We start from the raw sequence: 21,157 nt of genomic DNA, 5'->3' as shown, positions 1-21,157 counted from the left end.
CGCCGCACAGTCGACCTGTGCCGCGTCGGCAGCTGCCTGTGTCGCGCCGCCTGAGGGCGGCCCTGCTCCGCCCAGACGTGCCCTGACCGCCGTCCGGAGAGCCCATCCATGACCCACAGTCCTGCCCGCACGGTCGACGTGCGCGGCCCCCGCTTCGCGGCGTGGGTCACCAGTGCCGTCCTCGCCGTCGTCCTGCTGACCGCGAGCGGCTGGCTGGCGGTCGCGCAGGCGGCCGTCTTCGCCGTCGGTGCCGCCGCCGGCCTGCGGTACGCCCCGTACGCGGTGCTGTACCGCACCCTCGTCGCCCCGCGGCTGGGGCCGGCGCGGGAGCGCGAGCCCGAGGCGCCGGTGCGCTTCGCCCAGCTCGTCGGCCTCGTCTTCGCCGGCGTCGGCGCGGCGGGCTACCTGCTCGGCGCGCCGCTGCTCGGCGCCGTCGCCACGGGGCTGGCCCTCGTGGCGGCCCTGCTCAACGCCGCCACCGGCTTCTGCCTGGGCTGCGAGCTGTACCTGACCGTCCGGCGGGCCCGCCCCGCCCGCACCGCCTGAACGCCCGCACACCCACCACAGGGAGGAACACCCCCCATGAGCCGCAACGACGTGCTCGTCACCGCCGACTGGGCCCAGGAGCACCTCGGCCGGCCCGGCACCGTCTTCGTCGAGGTCGACGAGGACACCAGCGCCTACGACAAGGGCCACATCGAGGGCGCGGTCAAGCTGGACTGGAAGACCGACCTGCAGGACCCGCTGCGCCGCGACTTCGTCAGCAAGGAGCAGTTCCAGGAGCTGCTCAGCGCCAAGGGCATCGGCAACGACGACACCGTCGTCCTCTACGGCGGCAACAACAACTGGTTCGCCGCCTACGCCTACTGGTACTTCAAGCTCTACGGCCACGACCAGGTCAAGCTCCTCGACGGCGGCCGCAAGAAGTGGGAGCTCGACAGCCGCCCGCTGTCCTCCGACGCCGTCGAGCGTCCCGCCACCCAGTACCAGGCGAAGGACCCCGACACCTCCATCCGCGCCTTCCGCGACGAGGTCGTCGACGCGATCGGCCAGAAGAACCTGGTCGACGTCCGCTCGCCCGACGAGTTCGCCGGCAAGCTGGTCGCCCCCGCGCACCTGCCGCAGGAGGGCGCGCAGCGCCCCGGCCACATCCCCACCGCGGTGAACGTGCCCTGGAGCAAGGCGGCCAACGAGGACGGCACCTTCAAGGGCGACGACGAGCTGGCCAAGCTCTACGCCGACGCCGGCCTGGACACCTCGAAGGACACCATCGCCTACTGCCGGATCGGTGAGCGCTCGAGCCACACCTGGTTCGTGCTGCGCGAGCTGCTCGGCCACGACAACGTCAAGAACTACGACGGCTCCTGGACCGAGTACGGCTCCCTCGTCGGCGTCCCGATCGAGAAGGGGGCCTGAGCCCGGTGTGCGGTGCCCCGAAGCAGGGCGGTGCCCTCGCCGGCATCGACCTGAGCACCCAGACGGTGATCCAGGGCCAGGTCTGGCACGACGGCGCCCCGGTGGCCGGTGCCTACGTCCGGCTGCTGGACGCCACGGACGAGTTCACCGCCGAGGTGGTCACCAGCCCCGAGGGCGAGTTCCGCTTCTTCGCCGCCCCCGGGGAGTGGAAGCTGCGCTCGCTGGCGCCGTCCGGCCGCGGCGAGCGCACCGTCTCCGCCGAGGTCGGCCTGAACGAGACCACCGTCGTCCTCGACCAGTGACCGGGCGATGACCAGGTGACCGATCGTGGCGCGTCTCCCTCACCGTGGGCGGTGGGGGAGGACGACGGATCCCGACCGGTCCGCACCCGTGCCCGTCCCGGCAGCGCCGGGGCGGGCACGGGCGCGTCCGGGGGTCCGGGCGCGGCCGGTCACTCCACGCCGGGCGGCAGCCGGTTGGGGCCGGCCTCGGGCGGGCGCGGGCGGTCCTCGGGGTGGGTGCGGACGGCGACGAGTGCGACGTCGTCCCGTCCCGGCCCGGGCACCAGCCGCGCCAGCAGCGTGTCGCAGAGGCTCTCCAGCGGCTCCTCGCCCAGGTCGCGCAGCGCCTCCCGCAGCGCGGCGAGGCCCTCGTCGAGGTGCATGCCCGGCAGCTCGACCAGGCCGTCGGTGACCAGCAGCAGGGTGGAGCCGTCGGGCAGGTCGACGGTGTGGTCGTGGCGCGGGGCGGCGGGATCCACGCCCAGCATCAGGTCCGGCCGGGTCTCCAGCAGCGTGGTCGACCCGTCGGGGGCGAGCAGCAGCGGTGGCAGGTGGCCGGCGTTGCTCCACCGCAGCCGGCGCACCCCGGCCACCGGGACGTCGGGCAGCCGCTCGATGCGGGCGAGGACGGCCGTGGCCAGGGTGCTCACCGCCAGCCCGCGGGCGGCGCGCTCGACCCGGCCGAGCGTCTGCGCCGGTGTCTCGTCGTTGTCCCAGGCCAGTGCCCGCACCAGCCCGCGGAGCTGGCCCATCGCGGCGGCCGCGGCGCTGTCGTGGCCGACGACGTCACCGATGACCAGCACCGTGGCACCGTCGGGCTGGAGGAACGCGTCGTACCAGTCGCCGCCGACCCGGGCACCGTGCGCGGCCGGCCGGTAGCGGACGACGACGTGCAGGTGGTCGGGCTCGGGGGGCGGGGTCAGCAGCGCCCGCTGCAGCCGGTCCGACAGTGCCCGCTCGGCGGCGTTCTGCGCGGCCAGCCGCTGCAGCTCCGCGGCCTGGCGGCGGGCGGCGAGCCGGTCGGTGAGGTCACGGACGGAGACGACGACGCCGGTCACCTCGCCGTCCTCCACCACCGGGACGGCGACGAGCTCGACCGGCACCGGCGTGCCGTCGGCGCGCCAGAACACCTCGTCGTCGGCGGAGACCGCCTGCCCGGTGCTCAGCGCCCGCCACACCGGGCACTCCTCCCGCGGGTAGGGGGAGCCGTCGGGCCGGAACGCGTGCAGGAGCCGGTGCTGGTCGTGCCCCAGCTGCTCGGCGGCGCTGCGACCGGTGATCCGCTCGGCGGCGGGGTTGGCGAACTCCACCCGCCCGTCCCGGTCGAGGCCGTAGATGCCGTCGGCGACGGTGGACAGCAGCCGCTCGTAGCGGGCTGCCGTCCGGGTCAGCTCGGCCTCCACCGCGCGCAGGGAGGCGCCGTCCGGAGCGGTCCGTCGGCCGTCGATGGCGGCGTCCTCCTCCCTGCGTCGTGGGCGTGCCGGTTCCCCAGGGTGCCCCACACCCGGCGTGTCCCACACGTGCCGGGACCGGTTCAGGAGCGCAGCCGGTTCCGCACGTGCCAGGTCGCGGCCGCCAGGCCGGCGGCCAGCGCCATCACCGCCCCCCCGGTCGTGGCCCCGGCGACGCCCGCCCGGAGGACGTCGGGCGCCCGGACGGCGGCGGCCCCCCCGGCCAGCGCCCCCAGCCCGAGCAGGCCCGCCCACACCGGCCAGGCGGTGTCCCGCAGGTCGCCCGGGCCGGCCGGCGTCCGCCGCCACCAGACGGCCAGCCAGCCGGCGACCACGACCGCGCCCAGCACGGTGCTCGCGTGCTGGGCGATGTCGTAGCCGTACCAGTCCTCGCCGGCGAGGTGGCCCACCGGCGCGCGCAGGAGCGGCAGCCGGCGGGTGCCCCACCCCCACCAGTGCGTGAACTGGTCCCAGCCGACGTGCGTCGCCGCTCCGAGGGCCAGCGCCGCGACGAGCGCCGCGACCGCCCGGACCGACCCCAGCCGCGGCCGGAGCCCCACCCGGGCGGTCACCCGGCGGCGCAGCCCGGCCGGGGCGGCGGCCAGCGCCGGCGCGGCCAGCAGGCCGTGCCACAGCGCCCACAACACGCCACCGAGGACGACGTCGAGCGTGACCACCGCCAGTGCCCCGTGCGTCGGCCACTCCGGCATGCCGGGCAGGTAGAGGGGCAGGTCCGGGGCGAGGCTGCCGGCCACCAGCGCCGACGCCGGCAGCCCGGTGCGCAGGAACGGGAGCACCGCGGCGGGGTGGCTCCCGGTGAACGGCACCGGCCCATCCTCCCCGCCCGGTGCGTCCGGCCGCCCGGAGCCGGGCCGCGCGCCTACCGTGGCGGCGTGGTCGCCGCCTGGGTCCTCGTCGCGCTCGCCGCGCTGGGCGCCCTCGCCTGCCTGGTCGCGGCACGGCGGCTGGCCCGCCCCGGGCGGGGCGCCGGGCGGGAGGGACCCCGTGTGCCGCCGTCCCCTCCGGGGCGCCCGTCCCGCGGCCGCTGAGGCGCTGCACCGCGCCGACTACCGTGACCGGCATGTCTGCCCGGGACGCCGGCCGGTGACCGGCCCGACCGAACTGCCCGTCGTCGACACCGTCGACGTCCGCGAGGGGCCGGAGGTGTCCCCGGCGCTCCTCTCGGTGCTGCCCCTGCTGGGGGAGTGGCACGGGGAGGGCGTCCTCGCCGGCGGCGGGGCCGGGGACCGCCGGTTCGGCCAGTGGGTGCGCTTCGCCCACGACGGCCGCGACTTCCTCGCCTACGAGGCCCGCAGCTGGCTGGTCGGCGACGACGGCCGGGTCGAGGGGCCCGGTGCCCGGGAGTCGGGCTTCTGGCGCCCCCGCGGCCAGGACGACGTCGAGCTGCTGGTGGCCAGCCCCGAGGGCGTCGTCGAGCTCTACGTGGGGACGGCGCGCAGCACCACCAGCTGGGAGCTCAGCAGCGACGTGGTGGCGCGCACGCCCGACGCCCCGGACACCACCCGCGCCGTCCGGCTCTACGGCATCGTCGAGGGCGCGCTGATGTACGCGATCGACCGTGCCGGGGCCGACACCCCGCTGCGGCCGACCATGTCGGCCCGCCTGGAGCGCCTCCGGTGAGCGGCCCGGTGCGCACGCCCCGGCAGGTGGCCGACCGCTACGTCGACGCCGTCTGCGACCTCGACCCGATCGTCGCCACCTCCCTCGGCACCCGCCCGGGCGACGACCGGCTGCCCGACCCGAGTCCCGCGGGCCTGGAGGCCGACGCCGAGCTGACCCGGCGCACGCTCGCCGAGCTCGACGCCGTCCTCACCGCCGAGCCCGCGCTGGGGGACGACCCGGTCGAGCGCCGCTGCGCCCGGCTGCTGCGGGAGCGGCTGGGCGCGGAGCTCGCCGCGGACGAGGCCGGCGAGGGCTTCCGGGCGCTGTCGAACCTGTTCAGCCCCGTGCACTCGATCCGGCAGGTCTTCCTGCTCATGCCGACGGCCACCGACGACGACTGGGCGGTCGTCGCCCGCCGCCTGGCCCGGGTGCCCGAGGCCTACCGCGGTTACGTGCAGACGCTGACCGAGGGTGCCCGGCGCGGCCTGTTCGTCGCGCCCCGGCAGGTCTCCACCGTCGTCGGCCAGCTCGGCGAGTGGCTGTCCGGGCCGTTCTTCGCCGGCCTGGCCGCGGCCGGTCCCGACGCGCTGCGCGGCGAGCTCGACGCCGCCGCCCGCGCCGCCGACGCCGCCGTGGCCGAGGTGCGCGACTTCCTGCGCGACACCTACGCACCCCAGGCCGAGGGCACCCCGGACGCCGTCGGCCGCGACCGGTACGCGGTCGCCGCCCGCCGCTGGAACGGGTCGGACCTCGGCGCCGGGCAGGGCCTGGAGGAGGCCTGCGCGTGGGGCTGGGCGGAGCACCGGCGGATCCTGGCCGAGCAGCAGGCCGAGGCCCGGGCGCTGCGCCCGGGGTCGACGCCGAAGGAGGCCATGGCCTGGCTCGGCGAGCACGGCCCGGCGGTGGAGGGCGTCGAGGAGGTGCGCCGGCGGCTGCAGGCGATGATGGACGAGGCGATCGAGGCCCTCGACGGCACGCACTTCGACCTCGCCGCGCCGGTGCGCCGGGTGGAGGCGGTGATCGCCCCGCCCGGGAGCGCGGCCGCGCCGTACTACACCCGGCCGTCGCACGACTTCTCCCGCCCCGGCCGGACCTGGCTGCCCACGCTCGGGCGCACCCGGTTCCCGCTGTGGGACCTGGTCTCGATCTGGTACCACGAGGGCGTCCCGGGCCACCACCTGCAGCTGGCGCAGTGGGTGCACGTCGCCGGCGACCTGTCCACCTACCAGGCGTCGCTGGGCTCGGTGAGCGCCAACGTCGAGGGCTGGGCGCTCTACGCCGAGCGGCTCATGGACGAGCTCGGGTACCTCACCGAGCCCGGCGCCCGGATGGGCTACCTCGACGCCCAGCAGCTGCGCGCGATCCGGGTCGTCATCGACATCGGCATGCACCTGCGGCTGCCGGTCCCGGACGACGCCGAGGGCGTGCTGGCCGCGCACCGGGGCCGCCCGTGGACGCCGGAGCTGGCGCGCGCCTTCGCCGGCGAGCACCTGGGCAGCGAGCCGGCCTTCCTCGACAGCGAGCTGGTCCGCTACCTGGGCCTGCCCGGCCAGGCGATCAGCTACAAGCTCGGCGAGCGCGCGTGGCTGGCCGGCCGGGCGGCCGCGCAGCGGGCCCGCGGGGCGGACTTCGACCTCCGGGCCTGGCACATGGCGGCGCTGTCACAGGGGTCGCTGGGCCTCGACGACCTCGAGGCCGAGCTCGCGCAGCTCTAGCGGGGCTCGACCGGGTTCACCGGGTCGCTGTCGGGCCTGACGGGGTCGCCCGGCAGTGCGGGCGCGACCTCCAGCCGGGTGGCCAGCAGCGCGTCGACGGCGTCGACGCTGCCGCCGACGTAGGTGCTCATCAGGGCCGGGTCGGTGGCCACGCACCAGGACCGGTCGGCCGGCCACCACAGGGCTGCGCTCTGCTCGCGCGGCTCGGGCGCGAAGTTGACCGCGGCGCGCTCCACCGGGCCGCGGACCAGCAGCAGGTCGACGCGGGGGAGGCGCAGCCGGGGCAGGTCGGCGGCGCCGTCGTCGTCCCAGCCGAACCAGCACTCGCCGGGCGTGGTGGTCTCGCCGGCGAGGACGGCGGCGATCTCGCGGGCCACGTGCTCGACGAGGTGCCCCTCGGCGGGCGCGTCGTTCCACAGTCCCGGCTGGTCGGCCTCGCTGACGTGGTCCCAGGAACCGGTGACGCCGGGCCACTGCATGAGCCGGTGCGGGCTGGTGCCGTTGGCCGCGGCCACCTCGTCCCACCGGACGAAGACGTCGTCGTCGCCGTCGTAGCGGACGGCGGGGTGGAAGACCCGCGCGTAGGCGGGGAAGCGGGCCGGCACCAGGGCGGCGACGGTGTCGGGGGGAGCGGCGCGGACCGCCTCGGCGACCCAGCGGCCGGCCGGCGCGGTGCGCGAGACGGTCTCCACGGCCGCGCGGTCCTCCGGCGTGCTCGGCTGGGTCGATCCGTACCCAGGGGACGGACGACCCCCGGGCTGCTCCGTGGCGCCACCACCGGGTGGAGGCTGCACACGGGCCGACTGGACGAGGTCGGCGGCCCGGGGGTCGGGTGACTGTCCGGTTCTCGCTCGCCGCCGTGCGACGGACGGGCGATCAGGATGCCGGCGTTCGGGTTCCAGTCCGAACGGGCGGCCCATCTGGACGGCGGCTAGCGGACAGCCACCTCACGAGTCCGATAAGAATTCAATTGTTCGGACCACCTCCCCTCTCGTGTACCTCGACGGTACGTCGCCTTCCGGAGGTTCGGCAACGTCGTTGTTCAGCCGTCGGCGGAACCGCCCGCGGTCCGCCCGGGGGGTGGCGCCCCGCGCCAGTCGGGGTCGTGGTCGGCCTCGTCGCGGACCGTGCCGCGCTGGAAGACGTCGGGGATGCCGTCGGAGTCGGCGTCCAGGGTCTCGAGCTCCTCGATGCGCCGGTAGCGGCGGTTGCGCAGCCGCAGCACGACGGTGGCCAGCAGCGCCGAGAGCAGGGTCCCGACCAGGACGCCGACCTTCACGTGGTCGTCGCGCTCGCTGCCGGCCCCGAAGGCCAGCTCGCCGATCAGCAGCGAGACGGTGAAGCCGATGCCGCCGAGCAGCGCGACCCCCACCAGGTCGGGCCAGCCCAGCTCGTCGGCGAACTCGGCGCGGGTGAACCGGGTGACCAGCCAGCTCGCACCGACGATCCCGAGGACCTTGCCCGCGACCAGACCGACGACGATGCCCAGCGCCACGCGGTCGCCGAGGGACTCCACCAGTCCGGACAGCCCGCCGACGGTGACCCCCGCGGCGAAGAAGGCGAACAGGGGCACCGCGACGCCGGCGGACAGGGGCCGGAACCGGTGCTCGAAGTGCTCGGCCATGCCCGGGCCCGCCCCTGGGCCGCCGGCGGCCTCGCTGCGGACGACCGGCACGGTGAAGGCCAGCAGCACACCGGCCACCGTCGCGTGCACGCCCGACTCGTGCACGAACACCCAGGTCAGCGCCGCCAGCGGCAGGAGCAGCCACCACGAGCGGATGCGCTTCTGCACGAGGAACCCGAAGACCGCGAGCGGGACGAGTGCGAGCGCCAGCCACCCCGCGGCCAGCGACGTCGTGTAGAAGACCGCGATGATCGTGATGGCCAGCAGGTCGTCGACGACGGCGAGGGTCAGCAGGAACGTGCGCAGCGCGCTCGGCAGGTGGGTGCTGATGACCGCCAGCACGGCGAGCGCGAAGGCGATGTCGGTGGCGGTGGGGATGGCCCAGCCGCGCAGCGCGCCGTCGCCCCCGAGGTTGAGCAGGGTGTAGAGCACCGCCGGCGCCACCATGCCGCCGACGGCCGCGGCGACCGGCAGGGCCGCTCGCCGCGGGTCGCGCAGGTCGCCGGCGACGAACTCCCGCTTGAGCTCGAGCCCCGCGACGAAGAAGAAGACCGCCAGCAGGCCGTCGGCGGCCCAGGTGCCCAGAGTCAGGTCCAGGTGCAGCGATGCCGGGCCGACACGGGTGTCGCGCAGCGCCTCGTAGGAGGCCGCCCAGGGCGAGTTGGCCCAGACCAGCGCGACGACGGTGCCGACGAGCAGGAGGACGCCCCCGACGGTCTCCTTGCGCAGCACGTCGGCGATGCGGCTGGCCTCGGCCCAGGAGCCGCGGGCGAAGACGCGGGTGGATCCGTGGGGGGCGTTCATGGAGCGGCTCCAGGGGGAGGGGTCGGGTGCGGCACCGCCGACCAGACTTCCCGGCACACCTGCCGCCCACCCTAGCGGCGCGGACCCGTCGTCGCCGTCCGTGGACCGGACCGGTCCGTAGAGTGGTCGCCGTGGACGACCGCCCCGCCCCGCCGCCGCGGGAGGGGTCCCTCCGGCTGGGCGAGCTGGCCGGCCGGCGGGTGGGCGTCTGGGGCCACGGCCGCGAGGGGCGCGCCGCCGTCCGGGCCGCGCTCGCCGCCGGTGCCGCGGGGGTGCTCGTCGCCGACAGCCGCCCCCTGGACCTCACGACGCTGCCGGCGGGGGTCACCGCCGCGGCCGGGGTCGCCGACCTGGCCGGCTGCGACGTGGTGTTCCGCTCGCCCGGCATCAGCCCCTACCGCGAGGACGCCCGCGACCTGGCCAGGCGCACCACCGTGACCACGGGGACCGGTGTCGCCCTGGCCGAGGCCGCGGCGCGCGGGGTCCCGGTCCTCTGCGTCACCGGCACGAAGGGCAAGAGCACCACCAGCGCCCTGGCCGCCGCCGTCCTCACCGCGGCCGGCCGGCCGGCGGTGCACGTGGGCAACATCGGCACGCCGCTGCTCGACGTCCTCCTCGACGACGACGGGGCCGACCGGACCCTCGTCGTCGAGGTCTCCAGCTACCAGGCCGCCGCCGTCCCCGACTTCGCCGGCCGCGGCGCGCTCACCTCGCTGGCGCCCGAGCACCTCGACTGGCACGGCTCGGTGCAGACCTACTACCGCGACAAGCTGCGGGTCTTCGGCGCCTGCCCGCAGCGGTCGGTGGCGGTCAGCGCGCAGGCGCGGCCGCTGGCCGAGCGGTACCTCGACCCCGCGCAGCTGGTCGACCCGGCCGAGGTGGTCCCGCCCGGCCTGGCCGGCCGCGTCGTCCCGGTGCACCTGCCCGGCGCGCACAACCGCAGCAACCTCGAGGTGGCGCTGGCCGCCGCCGCCCTGACGGGCGCCGACCTCGCCGCGTGCGCCGACGCGGTGGCCGGCGCCGTCGCCGCGTTCCGGGCGCTGCCGCACCGGCTCTCGCCGGTGGCGGCGCTGGGCGGGGTCACCTTCGTCGACGACACGCTCTCCACCACCCCGGTGTCGGTGCTGGCCGCCCTCGACGCGCTGGCCGGCCGGCCCGTCACGCTGGTCGCCGGCGGGCAGGACCGCGGCCTGGACTACACCGGCCTGGCCCGTGCGTTGGTGGACCGGCGGGAGGAGGTCGCGCTGCTCACCGTCCCCGACACCGGGGCCCGGCTGGCCGCCGACGTCCGCCGGGAGGCCGCCGGCGTCCCGGTGCGGGTGACCGAGACGGCGTCGCTGGAGGAGGCGGTGGCGAGCGCGATCGCGACCACCCCGCCCGGTGGCGTCGTGCTGCTCTCGCCCGGCGCCCCCAGCTACAACCGCTTCCGCGACTTCGAGGAGTTGGCAGCCACCTATGAGCAGATCCTCGTCGGTGCCGGCGCCGAGCGCGTCCGTGCGCTCTGAGGCCGGCGCTCCCGACACCGGCGCCTTCGTCGTCGCCGGCCGCACCTTCGACCCGGCGACCGGTGAGGCCACCTTCACCTACCGGCTCGGCGACGACGAGTTCACCGAGCGGCTCACCCTCGACCCCGCGCTGGTGACCGGCCGGATGCCCCTCCACGTCTCAGCGGCCCTGGACCTCGTCCACCTGGTCATGGGCACCAGCTACTACAAGCTGGCCGCACCGGGCCGGGTCGTCGTGGAGAGGGCGGTGACCGCCGCCCAGCTCGCCGTGGCGCAGGCCGCCTACACCGACGGGCTGGGGGAGTTCGCCGCCGTCAACCGGCTGCCGGTGCCGCACCGGGTCGAGTTCGACGCCGAGCTGTGGGAGCCGGAGGCCGCCGAGCCGGCCGGCGAGGGCGGTGCGCTGCTGCCCGTCGGCGGCGGCAAGGACTCCGCGCTGGCACTGGTCGTGATCCCCGACGGGACGGCGCTGGCCATCAACCCGACCGGCGCACAGCGCGACGTCGCCCGCGCGGCCGGCGCTCCCCTGGTCGAGGTGCGCCGGAGGCTGGACCCGCTGCTGGCCGAGCGGACGGAGCAGGGCGGCCTCAACGGGCACGTGCCGGTGACCGCGATCAACTCGGCGATCTCGACGCTGGTCGCCGTCCTGGGCGGTCACAGCCCCGTGGTGTTCGCCAACGAGCGGTCGGCCGACGAGGAGACGCTGACCGTCGACGGCGTGGGCGTCAACCACCAGTACTCGAAGTCCTTCGCCTTCGAGCAGCTGTTCGCCGCGGCCGCCGCCGAGGTCGGCGTCGGGTACTTCAGCCTCACCCGGCAACTCTCCGAGCTCGCCACGGTGGCCGCCGTCGCCGCCCTGCCGCTGCGCACGTCCATCCTCAGCTGCAACCGCTCCTACACCCAGCGCCACACGGGCGGGCAGGCCGAGCAGCGCTGGTGCCTGCACTGCGACAAGTGCCTCTTCACGTTCCTGTGCTTCGCGGTGTTCCTCCGCCCGGAGGAGGCGGTGGCGGTGTTCGGCGGCAACCCCCTGGACGACGCGTCGCTGGCCGACGGGTTCCGGAAGCTGTGGGCCACCGAGAAGCCGTTCGACTGCGTGGGGGAGCGCGCCGAGAGCGCCGCCGCGATGGCGCACCTGGCGGCCAGCCTCTCGTGGGGTGACGCGCCGGTGGTGCGGGCCCTGGGTGCCGAGGCCGCCGCGGCCGCGGAGGTCACCGGGGCCACCGTCGCCCGGTTCCTCGCCCCGCGGGGTGCGCACGCCGTCCCGCCGCGGTACCTGGAGGCGCTGCAGCGGGTGCTGGCCGGCGCCCGCAGCGCCGTCGCCTGAGTCGGCCGGAACTACGCTCGACGTCGTGGCATCCGAGCGCGGCCCCGCGCCGCTGGGGGAGCGGCTGCGGGCCCAGGGCCTGCGGCTGACGCCGCAGCGCCAGCAGGTGCTCGCGGCCGTCTCCGACCTCGACCACGCCACGCCCGAGGCCATCGGCGCGCGGCTGCGGGAGCAGGCCGGCCCCGGCGGCGCGGCGCCCGACACCTCCACCGTCTACCGCACGCTCGAGCTGCTCGAGAAGCTCGGCCTGGTCTGGCACACCCACCTGGGCAAGGGGGCGCCGGTCTACCACGCCTCCGAGCACCCGCACCTGCACGTGGTGTGCGCCTCGTGCGGTGACATCGCCTCGGCCGACCCGGCGCTGCTCGACGAGGCGGCGGAACGTCTGGCCGCCGAGCTGGGTTTCACGGTGGACGTGGGGCACGTCGCGCTGTCGGGGACGTGCCGCCGATGCAGGGGAGCCGAGACGGAGAACGCATGACCACCACCTCACCGCTGGCACAGCGACCGGGCGCCGTCGTCGCCGAGGGCGCGACCGTCGCCGCCCACCGGGTCGCCGTCCACTACGGCGACCCGCTGCGCGAGCAGCGGCTGCTGGCCGAGGGCGCCGGCCTGGTCGACCGCAGCGACCGCGACGTGCTCACCGTCCCCGGGGTCGACCGGCTGACCTGGCTGCACAGCCTGACCAGCCAGCACCTCGAACGGCTCGCCGACGGCACCGGCACCGAGGCGCTGGTCCTCTCTCCGCACGGCCACGTCGAGCACCACCTCGTCCTGGCCGAGCTCGGCGGTACCACCTGGGCCGACGTCGAGCCGGGCACGGGTGCGGAGCTGCTCACCTTCCTCCAGCGGATGGTGTTCATGCTCCGCGTCGAGCCGGCGCTGGTCACCGATGCCTGGGCGCTCCTCTCCCTCGTCGGCCCGCGGGCGCCCGAGGTGCTCGCCGCCGCCGGCCTGCCCGCCCCGGAGGACGCGTACGCGGTCGCCGCGCTGCCCGACGGCGGCTGGGTGCGCCGCGTGCCGTCCCTCGGCGACGGCGGCGCCACCGCGTTCGACCTGCTCGTGCCCCGCGACGCGCTCGCCGGCCGGGCCGACGCGCTGACCGCGGCCGGTGCCGGCAGCGCCGGCCTGGACGCCTACGAGGCGCTGCGCGTCGAGGCCCGCCGCCCGCGCCACGGCGTGGACACCGACCACCGCACCATCCCCAACGAGCTGGAGTGGCTCCGCACCGCCGTCCACCTGGAGAAGGGGTGCTACCGCGGGCAGGAGACGGTCGCGCGGGTGCACAACCTCGGCCGCCCCCCGCGGCGGCTGGCACTGCTGCACCTCGACGGCGTCAGCGAGGACCTGCCCGCCCCCGGGACGCCGGTGCTCTCGGGCACCCGCGAGGTCGGCCGGGTGGGCAGCGTCGTCCGCCACCACGAGCTCGGTGCCGTCGCGCTCGCCCTGGTCAAGCGGTCGGTGGCCGCCGACGCCGACCTCGCCGTCGGCGGCTCGCGAGCCGCACTCGACCCCGACGACCTCGCCGAGGAGGCCGACGACACCCGGACGGCCGCCCGCGACCGGGTCCGGGCGGTGCGGTCTGCCACCATCGGGCGGTGACCTCCGCGATCCCTCACCCGACGCCCGCCGGCGGAGCGGCCGTCGACGAACTGCTCGACCCGGCCTTCCTCCAGGACGTCGAGCACCGCTCCATGGCCGACGTGCGGGTGCTGCGCCGCCGGGCCGAGCAGGAGGAGGTCAACCTCTCCTACACCCGGCGGCTGCTGCAGGGCCGGCTCGACATCGTCCGCCGCGAGCTGCAGCGGCGCGCCGAGCACGACGGCCGCTCGCTGGTGGACCTGCTGCCGGAGATCCTCGCCGAGAAGGGCCGCGGCCCCGCCCACGGCCTGGGCCGGCACCAGACGGTGCAGCCGGCCTCTCCCGAGGAGTACGAGTCCTGGGTGCACGGCCTGACCCCGGACGTCGACCTCTCCGACGTCATGGGTCTCGCCGACGCCGACCTGGAGCGGGCCGCCCGCGCGCTCGCTGCCGCCGAGGGCCAGCTCTCCGAGCGGCGCCGCGGCGTGCAGCAGGTCATGGACGCCCTCGCCGGCGAGCTGGCCCGGCGCTACCGCAACGGCGAGGCCGACGTCGCCGCCCTGCTCGCCGACGAGGGCCGGTGACGGCCTCCTCGCAGGGTCCCGCCGCGAGCTCGAGAGTGGCGGGGGGCGAGGAGGTCCTCTCCTGGCCCGACGCGCCGGTGCTGGTCGAGGTGCGGCGCTCGGGGTTCCTGGAGTCGGTGCACCGCGGCGCGGCCGTCGTCGTCGGCCCCGAGGGGGACGTGCGCTGGTCGGCCGGGGACGTCGCCCGCCCGGTGCTGCCGCGCTCGGCGAACAAGCCGGTGCAGGCCACCGCCTACCTCGCCGCCGGCTGGCGGCCCCGCTCGGGCGAGGAGCTGGCCATCGCGGCCGGCTCGCACGCCGGCGAGGACGGCCACCGCGACCTCGCCGCGGCGGTGCTCGCCTCGGCCGGGCTGGGGCCCGAGGCGCTGGGCTGCCCGCCGGCGCTGCCCGGGCACGAGCCCACCCGCGCCGCCTGGCTGGTGGCCGGCCGCGCCCCCGAGCGGCTGGCCATGAACTGCTCCGGCAAGCACTCCGCGATGCTCGCGGCCTGCGTCGCCGCCGGCTGGCCCACCGAGGGCTACCTGGACCGCGACCACCCGCTGCAGCAGGCGATCGAGGCCCGGCTGGGCGAGGCGGCCGGTGAGCCGGTGGCCGCCGTCGTCGTCGACGGGTGCGGCGCCCCGCAGCACGGCCTGTCGCTCACCGGGCTGGCGCGCGGCGTCGGCTCCCTGGTGGCCGCGCCCGAGGGCAGCCCCGAGCGCGCGGTGGCCGACGCGGTGCGGGCACACCCCTGGTACGTCGCCGGCACCGGCCGCGAGGACACCGACCTGATGACCGCCGTCCCCGGCCTGCTGGTCAAGGGCGGCGCCGACGGTGTGCACGTCGCGGCACTGCCCGGGCGCGGCGCGGTGGCGCTCAAGCTCGACGACGGCGGTGACCGCGGGCGGACGCCGGTGCTCGCCGCGCTGCTGCAGCACCACCTCGGGGTCCCCGCCGGGGCACTCGCGCGCTGGGCGGTCACGCCCGTGACCGGTGGGGACGGCGTCGTCGGGGAGGTCCGGCCCTCCGCGGTGCTCGGCGGCTGACCGCGACACGCCGGGTGTGAGGGGTCTCACGGGGCCGTGCTAGCTGCTGCGCTTGCAAGAGCTAGCACCCCTGCCTACCGTCGAGTACGTGCAGGGGCCCGGCGAGTTCGTGAGCGGCCAGGTGAGGTCGGTCCGCGAGAAGGTGGACCAGCTCGCCGGCACCGTCGCGGCCGAGGCCCAGCAGGTCTCGGCGGTGCGCTCGCAGGTCGGTGAGTACATCCGGGAGCAGCGCAACGCCGCCCGGGTGTCCCTGCGCGAGCTCGCCCGCACGGCCGGCGTGAGCAACCCCTACCTGTCGCAGGTGGAGCGGGGGCTGCGCAAGCCGTCGGCGGAGATCCTGGCCGCCATCGCCCGCGGCCTGAAGATCTCCGCCGAGTCGCTCTACGAGCAGGCGGGGATGCTCGACCGGCGCGCCGGCAACCCCGACACCGTCGCGGCGATCCGCTCCGACGAGCACCTTTCCGAGCGGCACAGGGCCGTGCTGCTCGAGCTGTACGAGACCTACGTCCGCGAGCACGCCGCCACCGGCGGCACGGCCGCGGCCGACGCCCCGAGCACCACCCAGGACCACCCGGCCGGAGCCCCTCCGGCGCCGCACCCCTCCAAGGAGTCCGCATGAGCACCACCGACACCCTCAAGCAGGTCGCCGAGCGCGGCCGCACCCCGCTGCTGGCCGCCGTCGGCGCCGGTGACCTCGCCCTCGAGCAGGCCCGCACCGTGCTGACCTCGCTGCGCTCGCGCGCCGAGGCCCTCCCCGGCGAGGCCCAGGTCCAGGTCGACCTGGCCGCCAAGGAGGCCCGCACCCGCGCCGAGCAGGCCGCCGACCGCGCCCGCGGCGCCAGCCGCCAGCTGGTCACCGCCGTCCGCCCCGACGCGGTCGCGAGCACCGTGGCCGAGCTGGTCGAGCAGGCCCGCACCCAGGCCCTCACCACCGTCGAGCAGCTCGCCGAGCGCGGCGCCGAGGTCCTCGAGGAGCTGCGCCGCCAGCCGGGCTTCCGCCGGTTCGTGGCCCGCACCGAGCGAGCCGTCGACCGCGTCGAGGACGCCGTCGAGGAGGTCCTCGAGGAGACCGCCGAGGCCGTCACCGAGGCCTCCGACGAGGTGACCTCGCTGGTCCAGAAGGCCGCCTCGCGGACCGCCAAGGCCACCGCCAAGGCCGAGAAGGCCGTCGACGAGGCCGCCGACAGCGCCAAGGCCGCGCTCGAGGGCACCGCGGAGGAGGCCCCGGCCAAGCCCGCCCGCAAGCCGGCCAAGCGCACCACCCCGGCCGCCGAGGGCGCCGGCACCACGGCCACCGCCCGCGTGACCCGCACCCGCACCACCAAGAAGACCGACGCCTGACGTCGGGACACCACGGCCCAGGGCCCCGGAGCTGCACCCGCGCTCCGGGGCCCTGTGCCGTCCGGGGCGACCTGCCCCGTCGGAGGGGTGGGGCGCACCCGCCGGGCGGGTACCCTGCCCGCATGGCGTTCGACGCGCTCCTGCTCCTGAGCTTGTCCTGGCTGCTGCTGGCGGTGGCCGTCTGGGCACTCGTCGACGCGGTCGTGCGCCCCGCCGCCGGCTACGTCGCCGCCGGCAAGCTCACCAAGCCGGCCTGGGTCGCCATCACCGCGCTGGCCGGCGTGATCCTGTACTCCCAGGGGCCGATGACCTTCCTCGGCCTGCCCGCGGTCATCGCCGTCGTCGTCTACCTCGTCGACGTGCGGCCCGCCGTGCGCGGCGTCCAGCGGGGCAACAACTCCTGGTGACCGCCGGCGGCCGGGTCAGTACCGGTCGTCGCGCGGCATGAGCACCCACAGCACCAGGTACGCGATGAACTGCGGCCCGGGCAGGATGCAGGAGATCACGAAGGCCAGTCGCAGGGCGCCCGTCGAGATGCCGTAACGGCGGGCGATGCCGGAGCAGACGCCGGCGATCATCTTGTTGCGGGTGTCGCGGGCCAGTCGGCGCGGGGCGGGGTAGGTCATGGCCCGACCCTAGGCGCGGCGGCGCGCAGCCGGCATCGGGGAGGACCCTGGTCAACGGCCGAAGACACCCGGAGGCGGCTCGGGGGAGGGCTGGGCCTCCGGGTCGTGCACCGGCCCCGCGCTGCCCGCGAACCGGGCCAGGTCGTCGTCGGCGACGACCCGTGCCGGCATCGGGTCGGCAGCGCACCGCCGGGTCAGCGCGGCCACCGGCAGCGGCGCGTCGGAGGCCACCGCCACCAGGTTGCCGAAGCGCCGGCCGCGCAGCGTGCCCGGCTCGGCCAGCACGCAGACGTGCGCGAACACCGCCCGCAGCGTGGCCACCTGGCCGCGGGCGAAGCGCAGCGGCGGGCCGTCGGCGACGTTCGCGGTGAGCACGCCACCCGGCCGCAGCACCCGCCGTGCCTCGGCGGCGTACTCCACGGTGGTCAGGTGGGCCGGCGTCCGGGCGCCGGCGAACACGTCGCTGACGACGACGTCGGCGCTGCCGGTGGGCAGCGCGGCGAGCCCGGCGCGGGCGTCCGCGGCCCGGACCCGGACGCGCGCCCCCCGCGGCAGCGGCAGGTGGGCGCGGACGAGGTCGGTGAGCCGCTCGTCGACCTCGACCACGCGCTGGCGCGACCCCGGCCGGGTCACCGCCAGGTAGCGGGCCAGGGTGAGTGCGCCCCCGCCGAGGTGGACGGCGTCGACCGGCTCGCCCTCGGGCGCGGCCAGGTCGAGCACGTGCCCCATCCGCCGGACGTACTCGAACTCCAGGTGGGCGGGGTCGTCGAGGTCGACGTGCGACTGCGGCGTGCCGTCGACGACGAGCACCCACGACCCGTCGCGGTCGGCGTCGCCCAGGAGCTCGGCGGTGCCGCCCTCGACCGGCGTGGGACCGGGCGGGACGACCGCGGGCCGCTCGCCGCGTCTCACGCCGGCGCGACCGCGGACCAGCGCACGGTCAGCTCCCCGTGCCGCCAGCGCCGCGTGGACCCGACCAGGGGCCAGCCGTCGTCGGCCAGCGCCTGCACCGCCGCCGTCCACCGCTGCCGGGGTCCGAAGGTGGACAGGCCCGCGGCGGCTGCCCAGGCGGCGTCCAGGGCCTGCAGCAGGGCGTGCACCGGCCGGCCGGGGACGTTGTGGTGGATGAGCGCCTTGGGCAGCCGCTCGGCCAGGTCCGACGGCCGGTCGAGGTCGGCCACCCGGGCGGCCAGGGTGAGGGTGAGCGGCCCGTCGGCGTCCAGCGCCACCCAGGTCGCCCGCCGTCCCCACTCGTCGCAGGTGCCCTCGACGAGCACCCCGCCCGGGCCGAGGGCGGCGCACATCGTCTCCCAGGCCCGCGCCGCGGACGCCTCGTCGTACTGGCGAAGGACGTTGAACGCCCGCACCAGGACCGGGCTCAGCCCGGCCAGCTCGAAGCCGCCCACGCGGAAGTCGACGCGGGGCGGGTCGCGGTCGTCGGCGACGGCGGCCACCCGGGCGGGGTCGATCTCCAGGCCGACCACCTCGAGGCCGGGGACCTCGGGTGCCAGCCGCTCGGCCAGCTCCAGCGTGGTGACCGCCGAGGAGCCGTAGCCGAGGTCGACCACCAGCGGCCGGGCCGCGTCGCGCAGCCGCGGCACCTGGGTGGCCTGGATCCACCGGTCGACCCGGCGCAGCCGGTTGGCGTTCGTCGTCCCCCGGGTGGGCAGGCCCAGGGCGCGTGCCCGGCCGGCGGCCAGCCGGGGGGTGGCCCGCCGGGGGGCGAGGCTCGCCCGGCGCTTGTGCTCGCTGCCCGCCTCGCTCACCGGTCCGGAGGGTAGTCCGCCGCCGCGGGCGGCTGGCGCACCGCGGCTACCGTGGGGCGGTGCTCGTCCGCTCCGGTGCCCGCCTGGCCGACCTGACCACCCTCGGCGTCGGGGGCCCCGTCGGGCGCCTGGTCGAGGTCACCGACGCCGCGGAGCTGGTCGCCGCCGTCCGCGAGGCCGACGAGGCGGGCCGCCCGCTGCTGGTGCTCGGCGGGGGCTCCAACCTGGTCGCGCCCGACGAGGGGTGGGACGGCGACGTGGTGGCCGTCCGCAGCCGCGGCGTCGAGCGGCGCGGCGACACCCTCGAGGTGCAGGCCGGGGAGGACTGGGACGACCTGGTCGCGGTGACCGTCGAGCAGCAGCTCGCCGGCATGGAGGCGCTCTCCGGCATCCCCGGGTCCACGGGCGCGACGCCGGTGCAGAACGTCGGGGCCTACGGCCAGGAGGTCGCCCAGACGATCACCGAGGTGCGCGTCCACGACCGGGCCGAGAAGCGCGAGCTGACGCTGTCGAACGACGAGTGCGCCTTCGGCTACCGCGACAGCCGCTTCAAGCGCGAGCCCGGGCGGTTCGTCGTCCTCACGGTGACCTTCGCACTCGACGCCGGCCCGCTCTCGCGCCCCGTGGGCTACGCGGAGCTGGCCAAGCGGCTGGGCGTCGACCTCGGCGGGCGGGCGCCGCTGGCCGACGTCCGCGCCGCCGTGCTGGAGCTGCGCCGCGGCAAGGGCATGGTCGTCGACCCCGCCGATCCCGACACCCGCAGCGCCGGGTCGTTCTTCACCAACCCCGTCGTCCCCGCCGAGCAGGCGGTGCCCGGCTGTCCGAGCTGGCCCGCCGGCGACGGGCGGGTCAAGCTCAGCGCCGCCTGGCTGGTGCAGTCCGCGGGCTTCGGCCGGGGCACGCGCGAGGGCCGGGTCGGGACGTCGTCGAGGCACAGCCTCGCGCTGACCACCGAGCCCGGGGCGACGGCGGCCGAGCTCATGGCCTTCGCCGACCGCGTGGTCGCCGCCGTCCGGGAGCGCTTCGGCGTCACGCTGGTGCCCGAGCCCACCAGGCTGTGACCCGCCGGCCGGTGACGTCCGGCCGGTCCGGCCCGTGCCGATGCTCCGGCCGCCGCTGCGGCTGAGCCCCGGCCGTGCCCCCGACCTCACCCCGTGGTGCCCGACCTCACCCCGCAGCACGAGGACGGGCACCGCGGGGTGGGGGTCGGTGCCGGGTCAGCCGCCGGTGAGGTCCAGGTGCATGACGTGCAGCCCCACGTGGCCGTGCTCGGGGTGGTCGAAGGCGCCCGGCACGGTGCCCACCACCGTGAACCCCAGCGACCGCCACAGCGACACCGCGGGCGTGTCGGTCTCGACGACGGCGTTGAACTGGATGCCGCGGTACCCGGCGTCGCGTGCCCACGCCACGACGTGCTCGCCGAGCAGGCGTCCCACGCCCCGGCCCTGGGCGGCCGGGTCGACGAGGAAGCTCGCCGTCGCGACGTGTGACCCACGGCCCGGCCGGTTCCGGCCCATCTCGGCGCTGCCGACGACCGCTTCCCCGTCGACGGCGACGACCGTCCGCCCCGGCGGCTGCTCCATCCACAGGGGACGCGCGTCCTCCGCCGACAGGCCCTCCGGGTAGGCGTACGTGCGGCCGGCGTCGACCACCGCCCGGAAGAACGGGTGGATCCGCGGCCAGTCGGCCCCGGTCGCCTCGCGGACGTCCACGCTCACCCCTCGCGGTGCACCTTGTGCTGGGCGGCCTGGGCACGGGGGCGGACGACGAGCAGGTCCACGTTCACGTGGTGCGGGCGGGTCAGCGCCCAGGCGATGCAGTCGGCGACGTCCTCGGCCACCAGCGGCGCGCGCACGCCCCGGTAGACGGCGTCGGCCTTCTCCCGGTCGCCGGTGCGGTTGAGCGCGAACTCGTCCGTCCTCACCATCCCGGGCGCGATCTCGATCACGCGCACGGGCTGGTCGAACAGCTCGAGGCGCATGGTCTCGGCCAGCGTGTGCACGCCGTGCTTGGCCGCGGTGTAGGACGCGCCGCCCTCGTAGCTGACCAGTCCCGCCGTCGACCCGACGAAGAGCACGTCACCGGCGCCCGAGGCGATCAGCGCGGGCAGCAGCGCCTTGGTCAGCCGGACGGTGCCGAGCACGTTGACCTCGAAGGTGCGGGCCCACGAGTCCAGGTCGGCCTCGGCCACCGGCTTGGCGTCGAAGGCGCCGCCGGCGTTGTTGACCAGGACGTCGACCCGCGGCACCTGGGCCACGAACGCGTCGACCGAGGCGGCGTCGGTGACGTCGAGCGGCAGCGCCCGGGCGCCGAGGGCGGCGGCCAGCTCGGTCAGCCGGTCCATGCGGCGCGCACCGAGGACGACGTCGAAGCCCTCGGCCGCCAGCCGGGCCGCGGTGGCGGCGCCGATGCCGCTGGAGGCGCCGGTGACGACGGCGGTGCGGCCGGTCCCCGGCAGCGAGCGGGAGGGAGGGGCGGACATGTGGCC

Annotated in this window: 25 protein-coding genes; 16 read left to right on the top strand and 9 right to left on the bottom strand. The window is 76.8% G+C overall.

The window, feature by feature from the left end; all coding sequences use genetic code 11:
- Positions 1–108 precede the first annotated feature (108 nt).
- The 3 genes from BMZ33_RS06895 to BMZ33_RS06885 are packed head-to-tail and all read left to right on the top strand — an operon-like array spanning position 109 to position 1,718.
- Positions 109–546: a DUF4395 domain-containing protein gene (locus BMZ33_RS06895; RefSeq protein ID WP_091108770.1), complete on the top strand. Its 438-nt coding sequence runs from the start codon at positions 109–111 to the stop codon at positions 544–546.
- 36 nt (positions 547–582) lie between these two features.
- Entirely contained in the window at positions 583–1,416 is an 834-nt protein-coding gene (locus tag BMZ33_RS06890; protein WP_091108769.1) for a sulfurtransferase, read from the top strand.
- A gap of 5 nt (positions 1,417–1,421) precedes the next feature.
- A complete protein-coding gene (locus BMZ33_RS06885; RefSeq protein WP_091108768.1) occupies positions 1,422–1,718 on the top strand; it encodes a DUF1416 domain-containing protein in 297 nt (98 codons plus the stop codon).
- A gap of 149 nt (positions 1,719–1,867) precedes the next feature.
- Here BMZ33_RS06885 and BMZ33_RS06880 read toward each other — a convergent pair whose 3' ends face one another.
- Both BMZ33_RS06880 and BMZ33_RS06875 read right to left on the bottom strand, forming a co-directional pair.
- A complete protein-coding gene (locus tag BMZ33_RS06880) occupies positions 1,868–3,100 on the bottom strand; it encodes a PP2C family protein-serine/threonine phosphatase (protein WP_169063990.1) in 1,233 nt (410 codons plus the stop codon).
- Positions 3,101–3,231: 131 nt separating this feature from the next.
- Positions 3,232–3,975, bottom strand: coding sequence for a DUF4184 family protein (locus BMZ33_RS06875; RefSeq protein ID WP_091108767.1), 744 nt, complete (start codon positions 3,973–3,975; stop codon positions 3,232–3,234).
- A 66-nt stretch (positions 3,976–4,041) separates the two neighbouring features.
- On the opposite strand from BMZ33_RS06875, the gene BMZ33_RS23130 reads away from it, so the two are divergent.
- From BMZ33_RS23130 to BMZ33_RS06865, 3 genes are read left to right on the top strand one after another with little or no spacing between them, the layout of a single operon-like run.
- Positions 4,042–4,197, top strand: coding sequence for a hypothetical protein (locus BMZ33_RS23130; RefSeq protein ID WP_169063989.1), 156 nt, complete (start codon positions 4,042–4,044; stop codon positions 4,195–4,197).
- A 55-nt stretch (positions 4,198–4,252) separates the two neighbouring features.
- The gene (locus tag BMZ33_RS06870; protein ID WP_091108766.1) at positions 4,253–4,789 is read left to right on the top strand and encodes a heme-binding beta-barrel domain-containing protein; all 537 of its coding nucleotides are present in this window, start codon (positions 4,253–4,255) and stop codon (positions 4,787–4,789) included.
- On the top strand, positions 4,786–6,486 hold the full coding sequence (locus tag BMZ33_RS06865) for a DUF885 domain-containing protein (protein ID WP_091108765.1): 1,701 nt from the start codon (positions 4,786–4,788) through the stop codon (positions 6,484–6,486). Before BMZ33_RS06870 ends, BMZ33_RS06865 begins: the two co-directional genes overlap by 4 nt.
- Here BMZ33_RS06865 and BMZ33_RS06860 read toward each other — a convergent pair.
- Both BMZ33_RS06860 and nhaA read right to left on the bottom strand, forming a co-directional pair.
- Positions 6,483–7,178 carry a hypothetical protein gene (locus BMZ33_RS06860; protein ID WP_091108764.1) on the bottom strand — a complete coding sequence of 232 codons (696 nt, stop codon included), beginning with the start codon at positions 7,176–7,178 and terminating at the stop codon, positions 6,483–6,485. The two genes, BMZ33_RS06865 and BMZ33_RS06860, sit on opposite strands and share 4 nt — an antisense overlap.
- 350 nt (positions 7,179–7,528) lie before the next feature.
- Positions 7,529–8,914 (bottom strand): Na+/H+ antiporter NhaA, encoded by a 1,386-nt coding sequence (gene nhaA / locus BMZ33_RS06855; RefSeq protein ID WP_091108763.1) that lies wholly within the window; start codon positions 8,912–8,914, stop codon positions 7,529–7,531.
- Between the two features lie 131 nt (positions 8,915–9,045).
- Between nhaA and murD the strand changes: the two genes are divergently transcribed.
- From murD to BMZ33_RS06810, 9 genes are all read left to right on the top strand, one after another.
- Complete coding sequence (gene murD / locus BMZ33_RS06850; protein ID WP_169063988.1) at positions 9,046–10,419, top strand: UDP-N-acetylmuramoyl-L-alanine--D-glutamate ligase; 1,374 nt, start codon at positions 9,046–9,048, stop codon at positions 10,417–10,419.
- Positions 10,409–11,746 (top strand): MurL-like N-terminal domain-containing, encoded by a 1,338-nt coding sequence (locus BMZ33_RS23125; RefSeq protein ID WP_169063987.1) that lies wholly within the window; start codon positions 10,409–10,411, stop codon positions 11,744–11,746. Before murD ends, BMZ33_RS23125 begins: the two co-directional genes overlap by 11 nt.
- Positions 11,747–11,771: 25 nt before the next feature.
- Positions 11,772–12,227 (top strand): Fur family transcriptional regulator, encoded by a 456-nt coding sequence (locus BMZ33_RS06840; RefSeq protein ID WP_091108761.1) that lies wholly within the window; start codon positions 11,772–11,774, stop codon positions 12,225–12,227.
- A complete protein-coding gene (ygfZ, locus tag BMZ33_RS06835) occupies positions 12,224–13,348 on the top strand; it encodes a CAF17-like 4Fe-4S cluster assembly/insertion protein YgfZ (protein WP_091108760.1) in 1,125 nt (374 codons plus the stop codon). The genes BMZ33_RS06840 and ygfZ overlap by 4 nt, the downstream gene beginning before the upstream one ends.
- Complete coding sequence (locus tag BMZ33_RS06830; RefSeq protein ID WP_169063986.1) at positions 13,345–13,911, top strand: RsiG family protein; 567 nt, start codon at positions 13,345–13,347, stop codon at positions 13,909–13,911. Before ygfZ ends, BMZ33_RS06830 begins: the two co-directional genes overlap by 4 nt.
- A 35-nt stretch (positions 13,912–13,946) precedes the next feature.
- Positions 13,947–14,936 carry an asparaginase gene (locus BMZ33_RS06825; RefSeq protein WP_169063985.1) on the top strand — a complete coding sequence of 330 codons (990 nt, stop codon included), beginning with the start codon at positions 13,947–13,949 and terminating at the stop codon, positions 14,934–14,936.
- Positions 14,937–15,024: 88 nt separating this feature from the next.
- Complete coding sequence (locus BMZ33_RS06820) at positions 15,025–15,555, top strand: helix-turn-helix domain-containing protein (protein WP_091108759.1); 531 nt, start codon at positions 15,025–15,027, stop codon at positions 15,553–15,555.
- Positions 15,552–16,277 (top strand): hypothetical protein, encoded by a 726-nt coding sequence (locus BMZ33_RS06815; RefSeq protein ID WP_091108758.1) that lies wholly within the window; start codon positions 15,552–15,554, stop codon positions 16,275–16,277. Before BMZ33_RS06820 ends, BMZ33_RS06815 begins: the two co-directional genes overlap by 4 nt.
- 122 nt (positions 16,278–16,399) lie before the next feature.
- Positions 16,400–16,684: a DUF2516 family protein gene (locus BMZ33_RS06810; protein WP_091108757.1), complete on the top strand. Its 285-nt coding sequence runs from the start codon at positions 16,400–16,402 to the stop codon at positions 16,682–16,684.
- Positions 16,685–16,699: 15 nt separating this feature from the next.
- On the opposite strand, the gene BMZ33_RS06805 is transcribed toward BMZ33_RS06810, so the two are convergent.
- Genes BMZ33_RS06805 through BMZ33_RS06795 form a run of 3 tightly spaced genes read right to left on the bottom strand, consistent with a single transcriptional unit; the run spans position 16,700 to position 18,669 of the window.
- Positions 16,700–16,903: a PspC domain-containing protein gene (locus BMZ33_RS06805; protein WP_091108756.1), complete on the bottom strand. Its 204-nt coding sequence runs from the start codon at positions 16,901–16,903 to the stop codon at positions 16,700–16,702.
- Positions 16,904–16,954: 51 nt separating this feature from the next.
- Positions 16,955–17,815 (bottom strand): spermidine synthase, encoded by an 861-nt coding sequence (locus BMZ33_RS06800; protein ID WP_091108755.1) that lies wholly within the window; start codon positions 17,813–17,815, stop codon positions 16,955–16,957.
- Complete coding sequence (locus tag BMZ33_RS06795; RefSeq protein WP_169063984.1) at positions 17,812–18,669, bottom strand: class I SAM-dependent methyltransferase; 858 nt, start codon at positions 18,667–18,669, stop codon at positions 17,812–17,814. Before BMZ33_RS06795 ends, BMZ33_RS06800 begins: the two co-directional genes overlap by 4 nt.
- Before the next feature lie 59 nt (positions 18,670–18,728).
- Here BMZ33_RS06795 and BMZ33_RS06790 point away from each other — a divergent pair, with 59 nt between their 5' ends.
- Positions 18,729–19,730 (top strand): UDP-N-acetylmuramate dehydrogenase, encoded by a 1,002-nt coding sequence (locus BMZ33_RS06790; protein ID WP_091108754.1) that lies wholly within the window; start codon positions 18,729–18,731, stop codon positions 19,728–19,730.
- Between the two features lie 156 nt (positions 19,731–19,886).
- On the opposite strand, the gene BMZ33_RS06785 is transcribed toward BMZ33_RS06790, so the two are convergent.
- Together BMZ33_RS06785 and BMZ33_RS06780 are read right to left on the bottom strand one after the other, a co-directional pair.
- Positions 19,887–20,387 (bottom strand): GNAT family N-acetyltransferase, encoded by a 501-nt coding sequence (locus BMZ33_RS06785; protein WP_169063983.1) that lies wholly within the window; start codon positions 20,385–20,387, stop codon positions 19,887–19,889.
- A complete protein-coding gene (locus BMZ33_RS06780; RefSeq protein ID WP_091108752.1) occupies positions 20,384–21,151 on the bottom strand; it encodes an SDR family oxidoreductase in 768 nt (255 codons plus the stop codon). The genes BMZ33_RS06785 and BMZ33_RS06780 overlap by 4 nt, the downstream gene beginning before the upstream one ends.
- Positions 21,152–21,157: the final 6 nt, after the last annotated feature.

It is taken from the genome of Geodermatophilus dictyosporus, from assembly GCF_900115505.1.
GTDB classification, from domain to species: domain Bacteria; phylum Actinomycetota; class Actinomycetes; order Mycobacteriales; family Geodermatophilaceae; genus Geodermatophilus; species Geodermatophilus dictyosporus.
The sequence above is the reverse complement of the archived record's forward strand: the minus strand, read 5'-3'. Positions and strand labels throughout refer to the sequence as shown.